Genomic DNA, 17,863 nt, shown 5'->3' on the forward strand with positions numbered 1-17,863 from the left:
CCCGGTCGGCGGCGTGGTCGAGGACCCGGCGACCGGCGCGGCGGCGGCCGCCTTCGGCCACTACCTGCTCGCCCTGGATTTGGTTCCCCCCGCCGCCGTGCTCACCCTGCACCAGGGCGCGGACCTGGGCCGCCCCGGCACTCTGACGGTCGAACTGCGCGCCGACGACGCCCGCGTGCGGGTGAGCGGCACCGCCGTACCCATCCCCGACGACGTCCGCTAGCCGTACGCGCGTCCGGCCGCAACCGGCAACCGGCAACCGGCAACCGGCAACCGGTATCGTGCGGACGCGCTCGCACGTCCGCACGATACCGTCGATACGCGCGTGCGAAATCCGATCGATACCCTGATCGATCCGTCCCTCGCAAAGGGGGACACCACGCACCGCGTCGGTTCGTCCGTCCCCCGGTCCATTGCGTACTTCGGCCCGGTCAGCGTCCAGGAGGCAGTCCGCGATGACGTCGTCGCCCCGAACCCCACAGCAGCGCAGGAAGGACACCCTGTTCCGGCTCGAACACGAGGACGACGCATGGGTGTCGACAGCCGACGCCGACACCGGGACGCCGTACCTCGTACCGCTGTCCTTCCTGTGGGAAGGCGACACCCTGCTGATCTCCACGCCCGCCGGCACGGTGACCGGTCGCAATCTGCGGGCCAACGGCAGGATCCGGCTCGGCATCGGTCCCACCCGTGACCTGATCATGATCGAGGGGACCGCGCAGGCGTTGGCGGCGTCCGAGATCCCGGCCGAGCTCGGCGACGCGTTCGCGGCCAAGGCCGGGTTCGATCCGCGCGTGACGAGCGCCGAGTACGTCTACTTCCGTATTCGGCCGCAACGGCTCCAGGCTTGGCGCCAAGCCGACGAAATCGCGGGTCGTGATCTCGTTCGCGACGGGCAGTGGATCGTCGACTGAGGACCGGCCGGCCGGCCTCCCGAAACCCGAAGTACGCAGACTGCGCGGCCGGTTGTGCTCCGAGCCCGTTGGGTTTTGCGCGGTGCGAAACGGCTCGTCTCTCACGTGGCCGTGAGTACAATCTTGCCCTGGATGTGCCCTCGGGCAGCGCGTTCGTGCGCGGCCCGGGCGTCCGCGAGCGCGAACGTGCTGTCGATCGCGACGCGGACCGTTCCCGCGTCGAGCAGGCGTCCGGATTCGGCGAGTTGCGCGCCGTTCGAGCGGACCTGGGTGCCCGAGACCGTGACGCCCAGCTTCGCGGTCTCTTCGTCGTCGTATTCGCCGAAGAACACCGGGAACAGGGCGCCGCCCCGCTTGAGCGTGCGCAGAAAGCGGCTGCTGTGGGGACCACCGACGGCGTCGAGAACGAGGTCGACGTCGTGCAGGAGCTCCTCGGGACGACTCTTCGTGTAGTCGACGAACTCGTCCGCGCCCAGCTCGCGCAGGAACGATTCGTGCGCGCTTGATGCCACCGCGATGACATGCGCGCCTTCCATTTCGCCAGCTGTACCGCGAAGTGCCCCACACCACCCGCAGCGCCGTTGACGAGCACCGTCGTGTCGGCGCCGAGTGGCACCGGGCGATGCCGCGCAGCCTGGAAGGGCGAGGGGTGATCGTGCCCGAGCTCGATCAGGAACTGCCACGCCGTCAGCAGGGACATGGGCGCCCCGGCGGCGTGCACGTGGTCGATGCCGGCCGGCTTGCGGGCGAGGTCCGACGCGGGCGCGGCCACGTACTCGGCGTACGTCCTGCCGTCGAAGCTGGGGAAGCGAAGGAGGCCGAAGACCTCGTCCCCGACGGAGAGGCCCTCCACATCCGCGGCGACGGTCTCCACGACGCCCGACACGTCCGTCCCCGGAATCACCGGCAAGTCGAACTTCGGCCTCGTCTTCGGAGGCAGGTTGCTCATCCCGTCGCGCAGGTACCAGTCGGGGGGATTGACGCCCACCGCGTGCACACGAACGAGCACCTCACCCGGGCCCGGCTCGGGAATCGGGACCTCGTCGTAGCGCAGAACCTCGGGGCCGCCGTGCTCGTGCAGCCGGACCGCCCTCATCGTGTGTGTGCCCATTGCCTTCCCCTTCTCCTTCTTCGCCTTCCCGCGCTGCGGGATACGCTTATTCGGATCGGCGGTCCACATATGTGAACCACTGATCCGAATATATGGACCACTGATCCGGATAGTCAAGAGGGGCAGCGCGAATGCGAGCCGACGCCAGGAAGAACCGCGACCACCTGCTCGCGGTAGCGGGCAGCGCCATCACCGAGCAGGGCGTCGACGTGTCCCTGCGCGACATCGCCCGCAGGGCCGACGTCGGGCTCGCGACCCTGCTGCGGCACTTCCCGACGCGCGAGGCGCTGCTCGATGCCCTGCTCCGCACCAGCTTCGACGAACTGACGGCCAAAGCGGTCGAGTTGGAGAGCTCCGGCTCTCCCGAGGACGCTCTCCTGTCGTGGCTACGCGACTGCGTCGGGTGGACAACCGAGTATCGGGGCGTGACCGTACTGATGGCAGCCGCCATCGAGGACACCCAATCCGCGCTCCACGCCTCGTGCGTCACCCTGCGCGCGGCCGGCGCGCGACTGCTCACCCGTGCCCAGGCCGCGGGTGTGGCGCGCGCCGACATCGACGGCGCCGACCTGTTCGCGCTGATCGCCATGCTCGCCTGGCTCGGCGACCAATCCGCACTCGCACCACGCGCCGATCGCCTCTTCGGCGTCGTCGCGAGCGCGCTCCTGACGAACCCGGGGGAGCGCGACCCACAGACCCCCGGCTGACCCGGCCACCCGCCGACCGGCGGACGTCGCGCCCAGCGAGGGCGACCCGCTGCTCGTCGAGGCGTTCACGGCGGGTGGCAGGCAAACGCCGCGCGCCGCAAGGGAATTGCTGCTCGCGCGGATACGCCTGATCCCGTCGGCGCGAGCGCGACCCGTCAGCGACGGCGGCGAGTGTTCAGCCGGGCGGCCTGACGCGTCAGGTGGTCGCGCTCGGCGAGATTGGGTGCCTTGTGGGCCGCCTCCGCGTACAGGCGTGCCGCCGTCGTCACATCGCCGTCGCGCTCGTGCAGGTACGCCGCCACCGCGGCGTACCGCGGCAGTGAGGCGTCCAGGGCCGCGAGGGCTGCCAGACCGGCGCGCGGCCCGTCTGCCTCCCCCACGGCGACCGCGCGGTTGAGCCGAACCACGGGGCTGTCCGTCAGGCGCGCGAGCTCGTCGTACCACTCGACGATCTGCACCCAGTCGGTCTCCTCCGCGGTGGGCGCGTCGGCGTGCAGTGCCGCGATGGCGGCCTGGGCCTGGAACTCGCCCAGCCGATCACGAGCGAGGGCCGCCTGTAGAACCACGACGCCCTCGGCGATCGACGTGGTGTCCCACCGACCGCGGTCCTGCTCGGCGAGCGGCACCAGGCTGCCGTCGGACGCGGTGCGGGCGGCACGTCGGGCGTGATGGAGCAGCATGAGGGCGAGCAGCCCCGCCACTTCGGGGTGGTCGACGGCGGCCGCGAGCTGCCGGGTGAGCCGGATGGCTTCGGCGGCGAGGTCGACGTCGCCGGAGTACCCCTCGTTGAAGACGAGGTAGAGGACGCGCAGCACGGTGGCGACGTCGCCGGGCCGATCGAAGCGCACGTCGGAGACCGTGCGCTTGGCCCGGCTGATGCGCTGCGCCATGGTCGCCTCGGGCACCAGGTAGGCCCCGGCGATCTGGCGGGTGGTCAGCCCGCCGACGGCGCGCAGCGTGAGCGCGACCGCCGATGCCGGGGTCAGCGACGGGTGGGCGCACAGGAAGTAGAGCTGGAGCGTGTCGTCCGCCGCGGGCGCCGGCCCGGCCACCGGTTCCTCCTCGACGCGATCCTCACGCCGGCGGCGGGCGGTGTCGGCGCGCGTCGCGTCGAGGAACTTGCGCCAGGCCACGGTGACCAGCCAGCCCTTGGGATCCCGAACGGGGATGGGCTCTCCCTCGCTCGAACGCGGCCGAGAGCCTGGGGAAGAGTCGGCCGCCCACACCCGGAGCGCCTCGATGAGGGCTTCCTGTACGGCGTCCTCGGCCGCCGCGAAGTCGGCTCCGCGGCGGACGAGGACGGTGAGCACGCTCGGCGTGAGGCTCTTGAGCAGAAGCTCGTCCATCGGTGACGTCACTCCGAGATGGTGGGATGCGCCCCCAGAAACGGGCGCAGTTCGAGCCACTCGTGGATCGGCTTGCCGCCCGCCCCGGGGGCGGCGGACAGTTCCCCGGCCAGTTCGACGGCGCGTTCGTGGTTGTCGACGTCGATGATCATCCAGCCGGCGATGAGGTCCTTGGTCTCCGCGAACGGTCCGTCGGTGACCGGCGGGCGCCCCTCACCGTCGTAGCGCACCCACGCTCCCTCGGGGGCGAGCGCCTGGCTGTCGACGTACTCGCCGGTGCGCTCCAAGCGAGCCGCGAAGTCGTTCATGTACTGGACGTGCGCGGAGATCTCCTCCGGTGTCCACTGTTCCATCGGCACGTCGTTGGCCGAAGTCGGGGCGCCGCGGTAGTGCTTCAGCAGCAGGTACTTGGCCATCGTGGGTCTCCTCGGTGCTGGTGCGAACCATTGTGGTCGCGTTCACTGCGGGGACGGAGCCGGTCACGAGTTCTCGACATCGCCCGTCCGATTTTTTCGCGGCGTCCGTGGACGAGCCTAGGTGAGCCGTCTCGCGGATGTCTCCGGCCGGCGCGCCCGGACACACCGGGGCCGCGCCCGCGTTACACCACGTTCGCACGGCGCGACCGTCTCACCACCCCGCGTCGCCGAACGGCCCGCCCCCCGGCGGCTCGCGCAGATCGAGCAGTTCCTCCACGTAGTTCGGGACGCGAACGGCCGCGCCGGCGTCGAGCAGCCGATAGCGCCTGCTCTCCCGCGACCAGGCGTCGGTGCCGGCCATCCAGTTGTGCATGGTCTCGACGCACGCGCGCACCACCCGATCCGTGGCGCCGACCGAAACGGATTCGTCCACCCGGCCCAGGAGTTCACGCCGAGCCAACAAGAAATCGGCCACGCGATCCTGGATGCGCCGGGCCACCGCGTCCTGCGCCTGGGCGCGGTCGAGCTTCTCGGCCCGTTCGAGGACCAGGACGAAATTGTCGAGCCCGCCGGCGCCCTCCTCCTTGCGGCACGAGTAGTAGTCGTTCGTCCACGACACGACGTCCGTCTCGGCGGTACGGATCTCCGCGAGTAGCGCCCCGTCCCGGACCGTCGGCGGTAGCCGACCACCGGTCATGAACTCGTCGATGAGCTGACACGGCGCGTGCCCGCTCGCGATTCGTCGGCGCCGGATGAACTCGTCGACGCCCGGGCAAGTACTGTTCTCGCGGCGGGAGTTCCCCGGTACGACGGAGTACAGCGTCGCCATGGACGCGTTCGTGAACCGCTCGCGCCACTGCGCGTCGGCGTGGGAATAGACGCGTCCCAGGATGTCGGCGAGCGAGCACGCGACGGGGCTCGCGTCGCGGCCGGCCGTGCCGGTGCGGTACACCGGTTCCAAGTGCGCGATCACCCGCTCCCAGGCTCGCGCGGACCGCAAGCCGTCCTGCGCGTACCGGTCGTCCGCAAGGAACTCCCACGCGAGGAAGCGGGCGTAGAGGTAGAGGTCGTCCGCGCTCGCGTCCGGGTGGATGTACCCGGCGAACCTCGTGAACCGCGCCGCGCCGAACCGTTCGGCGGCGGCGTCACCGCGAACCAGGCCATGGCCCCGAGCCCACCCGAGCAAGCGCTTCTCGACGGTGGGCACGTGCAGGTTGTGCCGGACGGCGAAGGGCAAGGCGAGTCGAGGAGGATGGGGGTCGGCCATGGCGGACTCCATTCGTCGTGGAACGGTGTCCAGGCCGAGGGATCCCCGCTCCGTGCGTGTCTCACGCCGTTCGGCCTGCCCCGGCTTGTTCACCGGTTCCCGCAGGGAACGATGCCGGCGCGGCGGACACACCACAGTAAATCTCCCATTTCACTCCGGGAGAGATCGCGATCTGCTATGGGGGACAGGAGAACCGCAGGTCGAAACCCCTCGAAAGAGGTCTCGACCTGCGGTTCTCGAGTCGTCGCTCGGCACCGTGTGCGGATCAGGTGACGGATGCGCAGCGACGACCGGGCCCGCCGGTCAGTCGATGCCTTCGGTGATGCGGAAGTCGCGCTCGTAGCCGTCCGGGAGGGCCGTCAGCGCCTTTTGGTATGCCTCGCTTTCGTACGCCGCGACGGCCTGTTCGAAGCTGTCGAACTCGATCAGGACGACGCGCTGCGTGATTCCGGCCTCGTGGGCCACGATTCGACTGCCACGGGACAGCAGGCGCCCGCCCCCGGCCTGAACAGCCGGACCGGCCAGCTTGTCGTAGGCAGTCAACCCCTCAGGGTCGGAAATGGCGGGGTAGACACTGACCCAGTAACCCTTGGCCATGGAAACCTCCTGTGTTCGGCCGGACACGTCCGACCTCGAATCGACACTCGGATCGATCGATCCCGGCGACGGTTCACCGGGCCTTTGAGAGAACGCGATGTCATCCTCGGCGCGGTCTTCGGCCAGGGCGCGGCGCACGGCGTCCGGGACGAGATATGTATAAAGAATTCATATAAACATTGTATGCTTTGCGCATGAGTCGTCAAGACGCCACCGGTGGCGCTTCCACTGCGATCGGGTCGGCCCTGTACGGGCTGGCCACCAGGGCTGTGAGGCGCCTTCCGCGCGATATGAGCATCACGTCCGCCTCCACCCTGGCCACGCTGCACAGGTCCGGCCCGCGACGGATCACCGATCTGGCCGTGATCGAGGGTGTCACCCAGCCCGCGATGACCGTCCTGGTCCGGGTGATGGAGGGGTCCGGACTGGTCGAGAGGAGGGGCGACGCGTCCGACAAGCGGGTCACGCTGGTGTGTCTGACCGAGGCCGGCGCGTCGTACGTTCGGACGCGGCGCCAGGCGGGCGTCGATGCGTTCGCGCGGCTGATCGACGAACTCGCCGACGACGAGGTCGAGGCCCTGGTGGCGGCGCTTCCGGCGCTGGCGCACCTGGCGGAGCTCGAAAGCCAGGACCGGGAAGGGCCGAAGCGGTGACCGAGCGCGCCCCGGAGCGCTCCGAGACGCGGCTGCTGGTCCCTGCCCTGGTGTTCATCGCCCTGGTCGTGGCGGTGGTCGCCAGCCTCGGGACGCCGCTGATCACCAGCGTGGCGACCACGTTCCACGTCTCGCTCGACAGCGCGCAGTGGACGCTGACCGTCGCGCTGCTGAGCGGCGCCGTCACCACGCCCGTCCTGGGCCGGCTCGGGGCCGGCCCACACCGACGGGCCACGATCCTCGCCACGCTGGCGATCGTCGTCGCCGGCAGTGCGCTCACCATGCTGCCACTGCCGTTCGCGTGGCTGCTCATCGGCAGGGCGGCCCAAGGCGTCGGGCTAGGTCTGACGGCGCTGATGATGGGCGTGGCCCGGGACCATCTTCCCGAGGAGCGCAGCGCGGCGACGATCGCCCTGATCTCGGTGGTCTCGATCATCGGCGCCGGCGTCGGCTACCCGCTCACCGCACTGCTCGCCGAGATCGGCGGCGTACGGGCCGCCTACGGATTCGGCCTGTTCGTCAGCGCTGTCGCCTTCCTCACCGCGTGGCGCTCCATACCCGCGGCTCCCGAAGGCCGCTCCGCCCACGTGAACGTGGCGGGCGCGCTCGCCTTGGCGGGCGGGCTGTTCCTCGTCCTGTTCCTGGCCGGGCAGCGGAGCCTGTGGAGCCGTCACCTCACCGCGGCGATGATCCTCGCCGTCGCCGCCGTGCTCCTGCTGTGCCTGTGGACCGCGTCCGAGCTGCGCAGCAAGGCGCCTCTGGTCGGCCTCCGGGCGGTACGGCACCCGGCGGTCGCCGGAGCGAACATCGCCATGTTCGTCGGCGGGAGCGGCATGTACCTCCTGCTCACGCTCATCACGCGGTACGCACAGACGCCGCACAGCGCCGGCTACGGCTTCGGGCTGACCACCTTCGTCGCCGGGCTGGTCCTCGTCCCGTTCTCGGTGTCGGGGTTCGTCGCCGGCAAGCTCACACCCCGGGTTCGGACGCTGATCGACGCACCCTTTGTCCTGGCCGGCAGCGCCGTCGTCGTCGGCAGCGGGTTCGTCCTGTTCGCCGCGGCCCGGTCGAACCTGGCCGAACTGCTCGTTGCGATGGGTGTGTTGGGCCTCGGCGTCGGCAGCTTCTCAGCCGCGATGCCCGGCGTCATCCTGGCCGTCACACCCAAGAGCGAGACGTCGAGCGCGATGAGCTTCAACTACGTCGTCCGCAGCGTCGGGTACTCCCTGGGCAGCGCGATAGGCGGCCTGATCCTGGCCGGGGGCACCGACAGCGGTCGTCTCTTCCCGAACCACCACGCCTACACCACCGCAGCGCTGGTGGGCATCGCCGCGATGGCGGTCACCGCCGTGACCGCCCTCGCTCTCGCCCGCCACCGCCCGCCGGAGATCAACCCCACCGCAGCCGCGGCCGGCGTGCCGAGTCGGCGCCGGCCCAGCCGATGACCGGCTCGCCGGAGGGCGGCGGCCCCGCCGTAGCCCTGGTCGGGGCCGAGGAAACCCATCGATGGCCGCCGCGGCCGACCGCCTGCCGAACCAGGTGGACCGCGACTCGACCGGCCGCACGCGCGGCGTCGCCCCGACCATGCCGCAACGAACCACCGAGGCACGGGATCGCCGACCTTGGGCGCCAACGGCTGTTCCGTCGTTCCCCGAGGCCGGTGGGCAGGGCGGAGCCGAAGTTGTCGTCGATCCCGATCCCGATCTCGATCCCGATTGCGGCCGGTACGCAACAGGCGGTGCCGCCCTCGGTGACCCGGACCGCAGCGGCGGCGTATCGCTGTCGGACGCTCTCGCGCAGGTCGGTGGACTGCCCGGTCAGGACGAACTCCTTGAGGACAGGAGCCGGCGGGGCCCGGACCGGCTTGCATTCACATTCTTCGATTCAACCTTGCACCCTGGATCGAAAAGCATCAACATAGAAGCATGTCGAAACAAGAGCTTGTGGTGCTCGGCCGGGACGGCCCCGACGGCTGCTGCCCGACCCTGCTGACCGCCCCCTTGGACGAGGAGTCGGCGACCGATCTGGCGAAGGTGTTCAAGGCGCTCGGGGACCCGGTGCGGCTGCGGCTGCTGTCGATGATCGCCTCGCGCGTGGGCGGGGAGATCTGCGTGTGCGATCTCACCCCCGCCTTCGAGCTGTCCCAGCCGACGATCTCCCACCACCTGAAGCTGCTCAAGCAGGCCGGGCTGATCGACTCCGAACGCCGGGGAACCTGGGTCTACTACCGGCTGCTCCCGGAGATGACCGACCGCCTCGCCGCCGTCCTGACCCGCCCCGCCACCCCGGCCGAGCCCGTCGGGACCGCGTCGTGAGCGAGACGCCGGCCCCGGCGGCCGGGCCGGTCGCGGCCCGCCTGTCCTTCCTCGACCGCTACCTCGCCGTGTGGATCGTGACCGCGATGGCCGTCGGCCTGGGGCTGGGACGGCTCGTGCCCGGGCTGGGCGACGCGCTCGCGAAGGTCACCGTCACCGGGGTCTCGCTGCCGATCGCGCTCGGCCTGCTCGTGATGATGTACCCGGTCCTGGCCAAGGTCCGCTACGACCGCCTCGACACCGTCACCCGCGACCGCCGCCTGCTCATCCCGTCCCTGGTCCTGAACTGGATCGTCGGCCCGGCGCTCATGTTCACCCTGGCCTGGGCGTTCCTGCCGGACCTGCCCGAGTACCGCACCGGCCTGATCATCGTCGGGCTGGCCCGCTGCATTGCCATGGTCGTGATCTGGAACGACCTCGCGTGCGGCGACCGCGAAGCCGCCGCCGTCCTCGTCGCCCTCAACTCGGTGTTCCAGGTGATCGCGTTCGCCGGACTCGGTTGGTTCTACCTCGACGTGCTGCCCGGCCGGCTCGGCCTGGAACAGACCGCCCTCGACGTCTCCGTGTGGGAGATCGCCCGCTCCGTGCTCATTTTCCTCGGCATCCCGCTGCTGGCCGGGTTCCTCACCCGTCGCCTGGGCGAGAAGGCCAAGGGCCGCACCTGGTACGAGACCAAGCTGATCCCGCGGATCGGCCCGTTCGCCCTGTACGGGCTGTTGTTCACCATCGTGGTGCTCTTCGCCCTCCAGGGCGACGCCATCACCTCCAAGCCCCTCGACGTCGCCCGGATCGCGCTGCCGCTGCTCGTGTACTTCGCGATCATGTGGGCCGGGTCCATGGCCGCCGGCCGCGCGGTCGGCTTGGACTACCCGCGCGCGACCACGCTGGCGTTCACCGCGGCGGGCAACAACTTCGAACTCGCCATCGCGGTCGCCATCGCCACCTTCGGCGCCACCTCCGGCCAAGCTCTCGCCGGAGTCGTCGGCCCCCTCATCGAGGTCCCCGTCCTCATCGGCCTCGTCTACGTCGCCCTCGCCGCCCGCCGCTACTTCCCCCGGCCCGAGCCGGCGGCCGACCCCGCCGTCTCCCCGGAAGGTTCCGCCCGTGTCTGACCTCCCACCCAAGCCTTCGGTGCTGTTCGTGTGCGTCCACAACGCGGGCCGCTCGCAGATGGCCGCCGCCTTCCTCGCCCACCTCTCCCGGGGCAAGGTCGAGGTCCGCTCCGCCGGTTCCGCACCCGCCGAGACCGTGAACCCCGCCGCCGTCGAAGCGATGGCCGAGGTCGGCATCGACCTGTCTGCCCAGGCCCCGAAGATCCTCACCGTCGAGGCGGTGCAGGCATCCGACGTCGTGATCACCATGGGCTGCGGCGACACCTGCCCCGTCTTCCCCGGCAAGCGCTACCTCGACTGGAAACTCGACGACCCCGCCGGACAAGGCATCGAAGCCGTCCGCCCGATCCGCGACGAGATCGAGCAGCGCATCCGCGGCCTGCTCGCCGAACTCCTGGCCCGGCACGCCTGACCGCCCTGTCATTCCCGCCTCCCGCCTCCCGCCTCCCGACTGCCGTCGCGACTCTCGCGTGTCTCCAACGGGGTCTTTTGGCAACGGGGTCTTTTGGCCCCACCCCGCTGGATTCGATTGGCTCCGACAAGTGTTCGGTTGTCGGCTCCTCGTCGCTCGACACACAAGCGCAGCCGGCAAGAAGGGCTGTGCGGGACTCGGGTCGTGCATCGGGCGCGGGTTCGAAGGTGGAGCCGAAAGAACCCAGCACAGTGGGGCCGAAATCGCCCGTTACAAACACTCGCGGACACGACGGCGAGCGCGGGGTCGGGCTTCCACGCGCGCGGCCGGGGTGGCGGTCGGCGGGGACGAGGACTTACCTACCCTCGCCCGCAATCCGGTCACCGTACCCCAAGACCCCAAGACCCCAAGGTCAGGCCGGGAGCAGTGCCCGGACCAGTTCGGCGAACTCTTCCGGGGTCATGATCGAGATGTTCAGCGACTCGGCCTTGGCGCGCTTGGAACCGGCCTTGTCACCGGCCACGACGAGCGTGGTCTTCGCGGAGACGCTCGACGAGGCTCGGCCACCGGCTTGCTCGATGAGCTCGGTCATCTCGTTGCGCGACAGCGCGGCCAGCGGCCCGGTCATCGCACCCGTGACCACGACGGCCTGCCCCGTCAGCGGACCCTCGGCAGCGACGATCGCCACCGCGTCCGCGTCCGCGTCCGTGTCGGCGGCGTCCGTCGCCGCCGCGGCGGACGCCGCGGGGGAGGCTCCCGGCTCGGTCATGTTCACGCCCGCGGCGACGAGCTTGTCGATGGTGGCGGCGAGTTCGACGAGTTCCGCCACGATCTTGGGGGCCTTGCCGTCGCCGATGCCCTCCACGTCGGCCATGTCGGCCTCGCTCGCCGCGCGGATCGCGTCCATCGTGGCGAAGTGGCGGGCGATCCGGCGCGACATCGAGCGGCCGGTCCCCAGCACCCCGAGCGCGCACAGCACCCGGCTCAGCGGCTTCGACTTGGCCTGCTCGATCCCCGCGAGCAACTTGTCGACGCTCGCGTCGCCCATGCGGTCCAAGGCCAGAAGCTGTTCGCGGGTCAGAGTGAACAAGTCGGCCAGGTCGGTCACCGTGCCCGTGTCGACGAGCTGGGTGACCAGTCGGCCGCCGATCCCCTCGATGTCGAGCTGGTCGCGCCCGACCGCGTACCGGATGCCCGCGTGCAGGCCACACGCGCGGCCCCGGACACAGCGCCACCGCTGCTGGCTCTTGTCGATGCCGCCACCACACTGCGGACACACGACGGGGAACTCGATCGGCGTCTCGTCACCCGTGCGCACATGCACCAACGGGGCCTCCACGCGCGGGATGATGTCGCCCGCCTTGTACACGCTGACCTGGTCGCCGATCATCAGCCCGCGTCGCTCGATGTCGGCCGGGTTGTGCAGCGTCGCGAAACCGACCACGCTGCCGTCGATCTCCACCGCGTCCAGGATCGCCCGCGGCGCGATAACGCCGGTGCGGCCCACCGCCCAGTCCACGCCCGTGAGCCGGGTGATCTTGTGCACCGCCGCGAGCTTGTACGCGATCGCCCACCGCGGCGCCCGCGAACCGAGACCGGCGTCGCGCTGATCGGCAGCGGTGTCGGCCTTGATCACGATGCCGTCGATGCCGAACGGCAACTCCGCCCGCAGCGCCGCGATCTCGTCGACCGCGGCCTGGACCTGCTCGACATCGGCGCACACCCGCAGCCGCGCCGCCGTTCGACCCGTCGTCAGCACGCCGAACTCCTCGATCCGGCGCATCACCTCCGAGTGGTCCGCCGCCCGCAACTCCTCGGCGAACGCGCTCTCGTCATCGGGAAACGGCAGCGCGACATAGCCGAAGAACGTCATCGGCACGACATACGGCCGATCCTTCGCCCGTAGGGTGCCCGCTGCGCCGCTGCGCGGGTTGGAGAACACCGGCGCGCCGTACTCGCGCCGTATCTCGTTGGCCTGCTCGAACTGCTCAGCCGTCAGCAGCACCTCGCCACGCACCTCGACCGACACCGGCTCCGGAAGCCGATCCGGCAGGCCCTCGATCGTGCCGATCGCGTGCGATACGTCCTCGCCGGCGATGCCGTCGCCACGCGTGACCAACTGCTCCAACCGACCCTCGCGGTAGCGCACCGCGACCGCGAGGCCGTCCATCTTCGGCTCGACCGAGAGCGCCGCCGCCGGTCGCCCGAGCCGGCGCCCCAACGAGGCCGCCCAGGCCGCCAGACCCTCGGGGTCGAACACGTTGTCCAGGCTGAGCATCGGCACCGTATGCCGCACATCCCCGGTGGCCAGTGCCCCGGCCGCGACCTTGCCCACGGGCGAGTCGGCCGACACGTGCTCGGGATACGCGCTCTCGTACTCGCCGATCCCCCGCAACAGCCGGTCGTACGTGTCGTCGTCCACAGTCGATTCCGCGCCGCCGTAGTACGCCCGAGCAGCGGAGGTCACAGTCTCGACGGCCTGCGTATAGGCGTCGAAGTCGGCAAGAACGGCGGCCGGAGCCGAGGTTTCGGTCATACGCACATGCTCTCGAACGGCACCGACATCCAGCCCTTCCCAGGTCACGGCATCCGAGCGCGCGCGGCCGGCTCGACGGCCGGACGAATGACCACGCGTCCAGGCCGACGCCTCCGGGCTTCGGGCTCCCGGCTCCCGGCTCCCGGCTCCCGGCTTCGGGCTTCGGGCTCCCGACTCCCGGCTCCGGGCTTCGGGCTCCCGGCTTCCGAATCCTGACTCCCGGCTTGGGCCTCCGGGCTCCGGGCCCGGGCCCCCGACTCCCGACTCCCGACTCCCGGCTTCGGGCTTCCGACTCCCGGCTTCGGCCTCCGGGTTCCGGGCTCCGGGCCCGGGCTCTCGAATCCCGACTCCCGGCTTCGGCCTCCGGGTTCCGGCCTCCGGGCTCCCGGCTTCGGGCCCCGGCTTCGGCCTTCGGGCTTCGGGCCCCCGGCTTCGGGGTGTGGGTTGCGGGCTTCGGGTGAGCCGTCAGTTCCATGGGGAGCGGTGACGGTACACGTCGTAGAGCAACCAGTGATACAGGGAGTCCTCGTCGGTGGCGTCGAGGCTGTCCAGGATCTCGTCCCCGCGCGGATCGTCGCGCAGTGCGAGCCGTGCCGCGGCCTCGACCCGCACAGCCTCGTCCGGGTCGTCGAGGCACGCGGCGAGCAGGTCCCAGACGCCCGCAGCGCTCGGCGGGGCGAAGCCCAAGGCCCGGCAGGCCACCCGGCGAACCGCGACGCTGTCGTCCCCGATGCGCTCCACCGCGGCGGCCAACGCGTCGGAGTCCTCCCGTTCGATCGCAGGGCCCAGGCCGCTGACCGCCGTTTCCCGGACCTTGGCGTCGAGGTGACGGCTGAGTGCGGGCAGCGCCTGGCGGGCGCGCGGATCCATGCCGTCGGCCAACCCGGCGGTCAGGACCCGGGACACGCGAGGATCCGGCTCACGTGCCACCCACGGCAGAAACAGGTCGACGAGCGGCCGGTCGTGCGGTGCGTCATCGTCCTCGTCCTCGTCCTCGTCCTCGTCGAAGAGGTTGATCATGCGGAGCACGTCCGCCCCGAAATACCGCTCCAACGGGTCCGGCCGATGGCGCAGTGCGGCGGCAGCCTCCCAGACGGCGGGATCGTGACGCTCCTCAAGCGCGTAGGTCGTCGCCCACCACACCTCGTGGTCGACATTCGGTTCGGCCAAGGCACGGGACAACAACTCGTCGAAGGGCGGGTGGATCCCGTATAGCGGCTCCAGCGTCGTGAGGATGGCGGTATGCCCGTCCCTGATCGTCAAGGTCCCCGACGACAGTTCCTCGCAGACGGTCCCCGACTCCGACCGTCGGACGGTTCGGGACCCGACCAGACCCGACCCGATTCCGCGGCGCAGTTCCGTCACGTTGCCTGACTCGTGCCAGTACCGGGCCAATGCCAACGCGTCGCGCCCTTCGGCGTTCGTGACCCACAGCTTGGCCCCGTGCCCGATGAGCATGTCCGTGATCTCACAGGCACCCCGATCGATCGCGCACAGCAGCGGGGTACGGCCGTCGGCGGCGGCGCGGTCCACCCGGGCACACCAGCTCAGGATCTCGACGAGCTGGAGGTCGAAGGCATCCACCGCCAAGCACAGTGCGGGGGTGCCGTGCTCGTCGACGGTGTCGGGGTCGGCGCCCGCGTCCAGCAGCGCGGTCACCGCCTTCGCGTCCCCGCTCCGTACCGCAGCTATGAGTGACTCCACGCCCATGTCTCCCATTCCCATCGGCACACCGCACTGTCGACCCACCGCCCCTCGAAACGGAGCCGAAAGGAGAAGAGCGCAACGGCCGAGGCCACGCGCGATCATACGGATCAGACTCGGGCCCACCGGCGGAGCATTGCGGTTGCGGTGGCGGCGTCGTCCGGGGTCAGGGCGGCGAGGGTCAGGCTGTGGCCGGTGTGCGGGGCGATCAGGACCCGCGAGTCTCGGCTACCGGGGCCGAGTCGGAAGGGTTCGGCACGGAGCGGGTCGTTCTCCCCGTACACGAACAGTATTTCGCTGCCCCGGAACCGCACCCAGCGGTCGATGTCGCGCATCGCACCGGCCTGGAAACGCAGCGGGATGTCCCGGGGTAGATAACTGCGGACCTCCTGAATCCCCGGATACCGCAACAGCCCGTCCAGATGGGGAGTGGCGACCTGCAGGTAGCCGAGCTGGGTGCCGAGTTGGTAGAAGTAAGGCTGGAAGAACTCGACGCTGCTGTCCGGGTAGATGTCGAAGTGGATGATCCCGTCCAGCCACGCGTACAGCTCGTCGGTGGTCGCGGCCGCAGTGGGCACGCCGGCGCACTTCGGTTCGCCCGCGTACATCCAGAACATCATCGGCAGGCGCAGGACCGCGAGCTCGAAGGCCCGATCCACACTCCCGAGCGTGTCGAACGTTTCACCCTCGGCCTGCGCCCATCGGGCATAGCGAGCCACCAACTCGTCCCGCCGGAGCAGGGCTTCGCGTTGCACGCGCTGCAGCGCGGCTCGGCACTCGGGCGTACCCACGTCGGCGAAGAACTTGTCGTAGGCGGAGTCGTCACGGTCGTTCGTGTCGTTGGGCGCGGAGTAGACCACACTGCCGTCGACGTCCTCCGGGAAGAAGCGCCGGTGGTAGACCGTGGTCATGCCACCCTTGCTGCCGCCGGTGGATATCCACGCACTGCGGTAAATCGCCTTCAGCGCCTGGATCAGGCGATGGTGGTCGCTCGCCGCCTGTTGGATCGTCAGAAACGACAGGTCGGCGGGCTCGGGCCGGGACGCGGCGAAGTAGCGCTGCTCGGTGTAGATCTGGTTGCCGTCGACCAAGGTGGCCGGATCGGAACGGAAGTTCGGACCCGCGCCCAGATCGTAGCCGCTCGTGTAGAGGACCATCGGCCGCTGCACCGAACGGTGTTGCAGACTCAGCCGCTGCTCGAACGAACCCCGCTCGGGGTGCCGGTGATCGACGGGTTGACGGTAGCTCAGCTCGAAGTAGCGGATGCCCGGCGCGGCGGGCTTCTCCCCGAGCACCCGCATTCCCGGTATCGCCTCGATCCGGGCCCGGATGTCGGCCTCGGCCTGTTGCCCCCCGGCCTGCGCCACCCCTGCCGGCTGCGCCGCGGCCGGCACCGCCGTGCCGGACCCCACAAGGCCGAGCACCACGGAGAACAGCGAGAGCACCGCAAAGCCGCGCCCCACGCGGCGGATCGACCCGCCACGTTGAGGAGGCGGCGCCACGCGAAGGCCATCGCGAGCAGCGGCGTTCGTCGAGTTCGTCGGGGCCATCGATTTGGTCGAGCTCATCGAATCCATCGAATTCATCGGTGCGTTGGTCATGCCCCGAGTAAAGCCCGAGCCGCCAGGTCGGCGGATCCCCAAACCGGGGGAACCGCCCCCCTCGCTCGGGGGAGGCCGCAGCACCGTGCCGACGCCCGCGCGGCGTGGCGGCGTGGCGGCGTGGCGGCGTGGCAAGACTACTACCGGTCGTTCGCGGAGACCGGACACCGAACACCGGACGGGGATGTCGCGAAGCGTGTCGAAGTGCGACGCAGTGTGGCGTGGCGTGGCGTGGTGCAGCGTGCCAAGACGCGGCGTGGTGCGCGATCATGGGGCATGCGACCCGAACCCGTCACCCGCCTGGCCCCGCGCGGCGTGCGACACGTGGTGCTCACTCAGCGCTGGAGCGAACTCACCTTCCTGCACTGGCCGGTGCCTCCGGCCGCCGTCGCGCCACTGCTCCCGGCGGGCACTCGACCGGACACCCTGGACGGCACGACCTACGTCGGCCTCGTCCCGTTCCGGATGGAGGGGATCGGCTTCCTGCGGCTGCCGGGCGTGCCCTGGTTCGGCACGTTCCCCGAGACCAACGTGCGCCTCTACTCGGTCGACGGCGAAGGGCGCCGGGGCGTCGTCTTCCGCTCCCTGGAGGCGGCCCGTCTGCTGCCCGTGCTGACCGCGCGGGCAACGCTGCGCCTCCCGTACCGCTGGGCCCGCATGAGTATCGACCGCCGCGGCGACGAGATCCGCTACACGACCCGCCGCCACCGCACGGAGGGCCTCCCACACGGTGGCACGGCACACGTCCGCATCGGCCGGCCGCTGCCACCCGCCGAGATCGGCCCCCTCGAACGCTTCCTGACGTGCCGCTGGGGCCTGCACACCAGCGTCGGCGCCACCACCGTGTACCTCCCCAACGTGCACACCGAATGGCCCCTGTACGCCGCCGACCTGCTCCATCTCGAAGACGACCTCGTAGCCGCCGCCGGCCTGCCCGACGTCACCGGCCCGCCACCCAGCGTCCTGTACTCACCCGGCGTCCCGGTCCGCTTCGGCCCACCCAGCCGCGTCCGTACGTGACGCCGCGAACACCCCCTGCACGGACGCCCCCTCCCACCCTCCTTACACCCGCGCCGGGACGGCACTCGCACCGCACCCGCACCCGCGCCCGCGCGGCGCCCACTCGCGCACCGCGCTGGCACCCGTACCGCGCCGTACCCGTACCCGCCCTC

16 protein-coding genes and 2 pseudogenes are annotated in these 17,863 nt (G+C 70.6%); 9 read left to right on the forward strand and 9 right to left on the reverse strand.

Features of this window, described 5'->3' with window-relative positions:
- On the forward strand, nucleotides 1-223 hold a 223-nt coding region (locus GT354_RS29950; RefSeq protein ID WP_161359507.1), incomplete at its 5' end, for a PhzF family phenazine biosynthesis protein.
- 232 nt (nucleotides 224-455) lie between these two features.
- Nucleotides 456-914: a pyridoxamine 5'-phosphate oxidase family protein gene (locus GT354_RS29955; RefSeq protein WP_161359508.1), complete on the forward strand. Its 459-nt coding sequence runs from the start codon at nucleotides 456-458 to the stop codon at nucleotides 912-914.
- A gap of 101 nt (nucleotides 915-1,015) precedes the next feature.
- Here the strand turns inward: GT354_RS29955 and GT354_RS29960 are convergent.
- Nucleotides 1,016-2,025 (reverse strand): annotated as a pseudogene (locus tag GT354_RS29960) (NADP-dependent oxidoreductase).
- Nucleotides 2,026-2,156: 131 nt separating this feature from the next.
- Here GT354_RS29960 and GT354_RS29965 point away from each other — a divergent pair.
- Nucleotides 2,157-2,732 carry a TetR/AcrR family transcriptional regulator gene (locus GT354_RS29965; protein ID WP_161359509.1) on the forward strand — a complete coding sequence of 192 codons (576 nt, stop codon included), beginning with the start codon at nucleotides 2,157-2,159 and terminating at the stop codon, nucleotides 2,730-2,732.
- 155 nt (nucleotides 2,733-2,887) lie between these two features.
- On the opposite strand, the gene GT354_RS29970 is transcribed toward GT354_RS29965, so the two are convergent.
- The 4 genes from GT354_RS29970 to GT354_RS29985 all read right to left on the reverse strand — a co-directional run bounded on the left by GT354_RS29970 (nucleotide 2,888) and on the right by GT354_RS29985 (nucleotide 6,358).
- Nucleotides 2,888-4,078, reverse strand: a complete 1,191-nt coding sequence (locus GT354_RS29970; RefSeq protein WP_161359518.1) for a DUF6596 domain-containing protein — start codon at nucleotides 4,076-4,078, stop codon at nucleotides 2,888-2,890.
- A gap of 8 nt (nucleotides 4,079-4,086) precedes the next feature.
- Complete coding sequence (locus GT354_RS29975; RefSeq protein WP_161359510.1) at nucleotides 4,087-4,494, reverse strand: YciI family protein; 408 nt, start codon at nucleotides 4,492-4,494, stop codon at nucleotides 4,087-4,089.
- A 211-nt stretch (nucleotides 4,495-4,705) separates the two neighbouring features.
- Complete coding sequence (locus GT354_RS29980; protein ID WP_161359511.1) at nucleotides 4,706-5,761, reverse strand: hypothetical protein; 1,056 nt, start codon at nucleotides 5,759-5,761, stop codon at nucleotides 4,706-4,708.
- A gap of 303 nt (nucleotides 5,762-6,064) precedes the next feature.
- A complete protein-coding gene (locus tag GT354_RS29985; RefSeq protein WP_161359519.1) occupies nucleotides 6,065-6,358 on the reverse strand; it encodes a DUF1330 domain-containing protein in 294 nt (97 codons plus the stop codon).
- Between the two features lie 194 nt (nucleotides 6,359-6,552).
- Here GT354_RS29985 and GT354_RS29990 point away from each other — a divergent pair, with 194 nt between their 5' ends.
- Nucleotides 6,553-7,011: a MarR family transcriptional regulator gene (locus tag GT354_RS29990; RefSeq protein WP_237535595.1), complete on the forward strand. Its 459-nt coding sequence runs from the start codon at nucleotides 6,553-6,555 to the stop codon at nucleotides 7,009-7,011.
- Nucleotides 7,008-8,456, forward strand: a complete 1,449-nt coding sequence (locus GT354_RS29995) for an MFS transporter (protein ID WP_161359512.1) — start codon at nucleotides 7,008-7,010, stop codon at nucleotides 8,454-8,456. Before GT354_RS29990 ends, GT354_RS29995 begins: the two co-directional genes overlap by 4 nt.
- A 277-nt stretch (nucleotides 8,457-8,733) precedes the next feature.
- On the opposite strand, the pseudogene GT354_RS54655 reads toward GT354_RS29995, so the two are convergent.
- Nucleotides 8,734-8,832 (reverse strand): annotated as a pseudogene (locus GT354_RS54655) (arsenite S-adenosylmethyltransferase); the annotation flags it as partial.
- A 104-nt stretch (nucleotides 8,833-8,936) separates the two neighbouring features.
- On the opposite strand from GT354_RS54655, the gene GT354_RS30005 reads away from it, so the two are divergent.
- From GT354_RS30005 to GT354_RS30015, 3 genes are read left to right on the forward strand one after another with little or no spacing between them, the layout of a single operon-like run.
- A complete protein-coding gene (locus tag GT354_RS30005) occupies nucleotides 8,937-9,326 on the forward strand; it encodes a metalloregulator ArsR/SmtB family transcription factor (RefSeq protein ID WP_161359513.1) in 390 nt (129 codons plus the stop codon).
- Nucleotides 9,323-10,438: an ACR3 family arsenite efflux transporter gene (arsB, locus tag GT354_RS30010; RefSeq protein WP_161359514.1), complete on the forward strand. Its 1,116-nt coding sequence runs from the start codon at nucleotides 9,323-9,325 to the stop codon at nucleotides 10,436-10,438. The genes GT354_RS30005 and arsB overlap by 4 nt, the downstream gene beginning before the upstream one ends.
- Nucleotides 10,431-10,850 carry an arsenate reductase ArsC gene (locus tag GT354_RS30015; RefSeq protein WP_346012237.1) on the forward strand — a complete coding sequence of 140 codons (420 nt, stop codon included), beginning with the start codon at nucleotides 10,431-10,433 and terminating at the stop codon, nucleotides 10,848-10,850. Before arsB ends, GT354_RS30015 begins: the two co-directional genes overlap by 8 nt.
- 412 nt (nucleotides 10,851-11,262) lie before the next feature.
- On the opposite strand, the gene ligA is transcribed toward GT354_RS30015, so the two are convergent.
- The 3 genes from ligA to GT354_RS30030 all read right to left on the reverse strand — a co-directional run bounded on the left by ligA (nucleotide 11,263) and on the right by GT354_RS30030 (nucleotide 16,553).
- A complete protein-coding gene (gene ligA, locus GT354_RS30020; RefSeq protein WP_161359515.1) occupies nucleotides 11,263-13,386 on the reverse strand; it encodes an NAD-dependent DNA ligase LigA in 2,124 nt (707 codons plus the stop codon).
- Nucleotides 13,387-13,851: 465 nt separating this feature from the next.
- Nucleotides 13,852-15,090, reverse strand: coding sequence for an ankyrin repeat domain-containing protein (locus GT354_RS30025; RefSeq protein WP_161359516.1), 1,239 nt, complete (start codon nucleotides 15,088-15,090; stop codon nucleotides 13,852-13,854).
- Nucleotides 15,091-15,200: 110 nt separating this feature from the next.
- Entirely contained in the window at nucleotides 15,201-16,553 is a 1,353-nt protein-coding gene (locus GT354_RS30030; RefSeq protein ID WP_346012238.1) for a S28 family serine protease, read from the reverse strand.
- A gap of 414 nt (nucleotides 16,554-16,967) precedes the next feature.
- Between GT354_RS30030 and GT354_RS30035 the strand changes: the two genes are divergently transcribed.
- On the forward strand, nucleotides 16,968-17,711 hold the full coding sequence (locus tag GT354_RS30035; protein ID WP_161359517.1) for a DUF2071 domain-containing protein: 744 nt from the start codon (nucleotides 16,968-16,970) through the stop codon (nucleotides 17,709-17,711).
- Nucleotides 17,712-17,863: the final 152 nt, after the last annotated feature.

Origin of the sequence: Streptomyces sp. SID3343 (assembly GCF_009865215.1) — a bacterium.
In the GTDB taxonomy this organism is placed as follows: Bacteria; Actinomycetota; Actinomycetes; order Streptomycetales; family Streptomycetaceae; genus Embleya.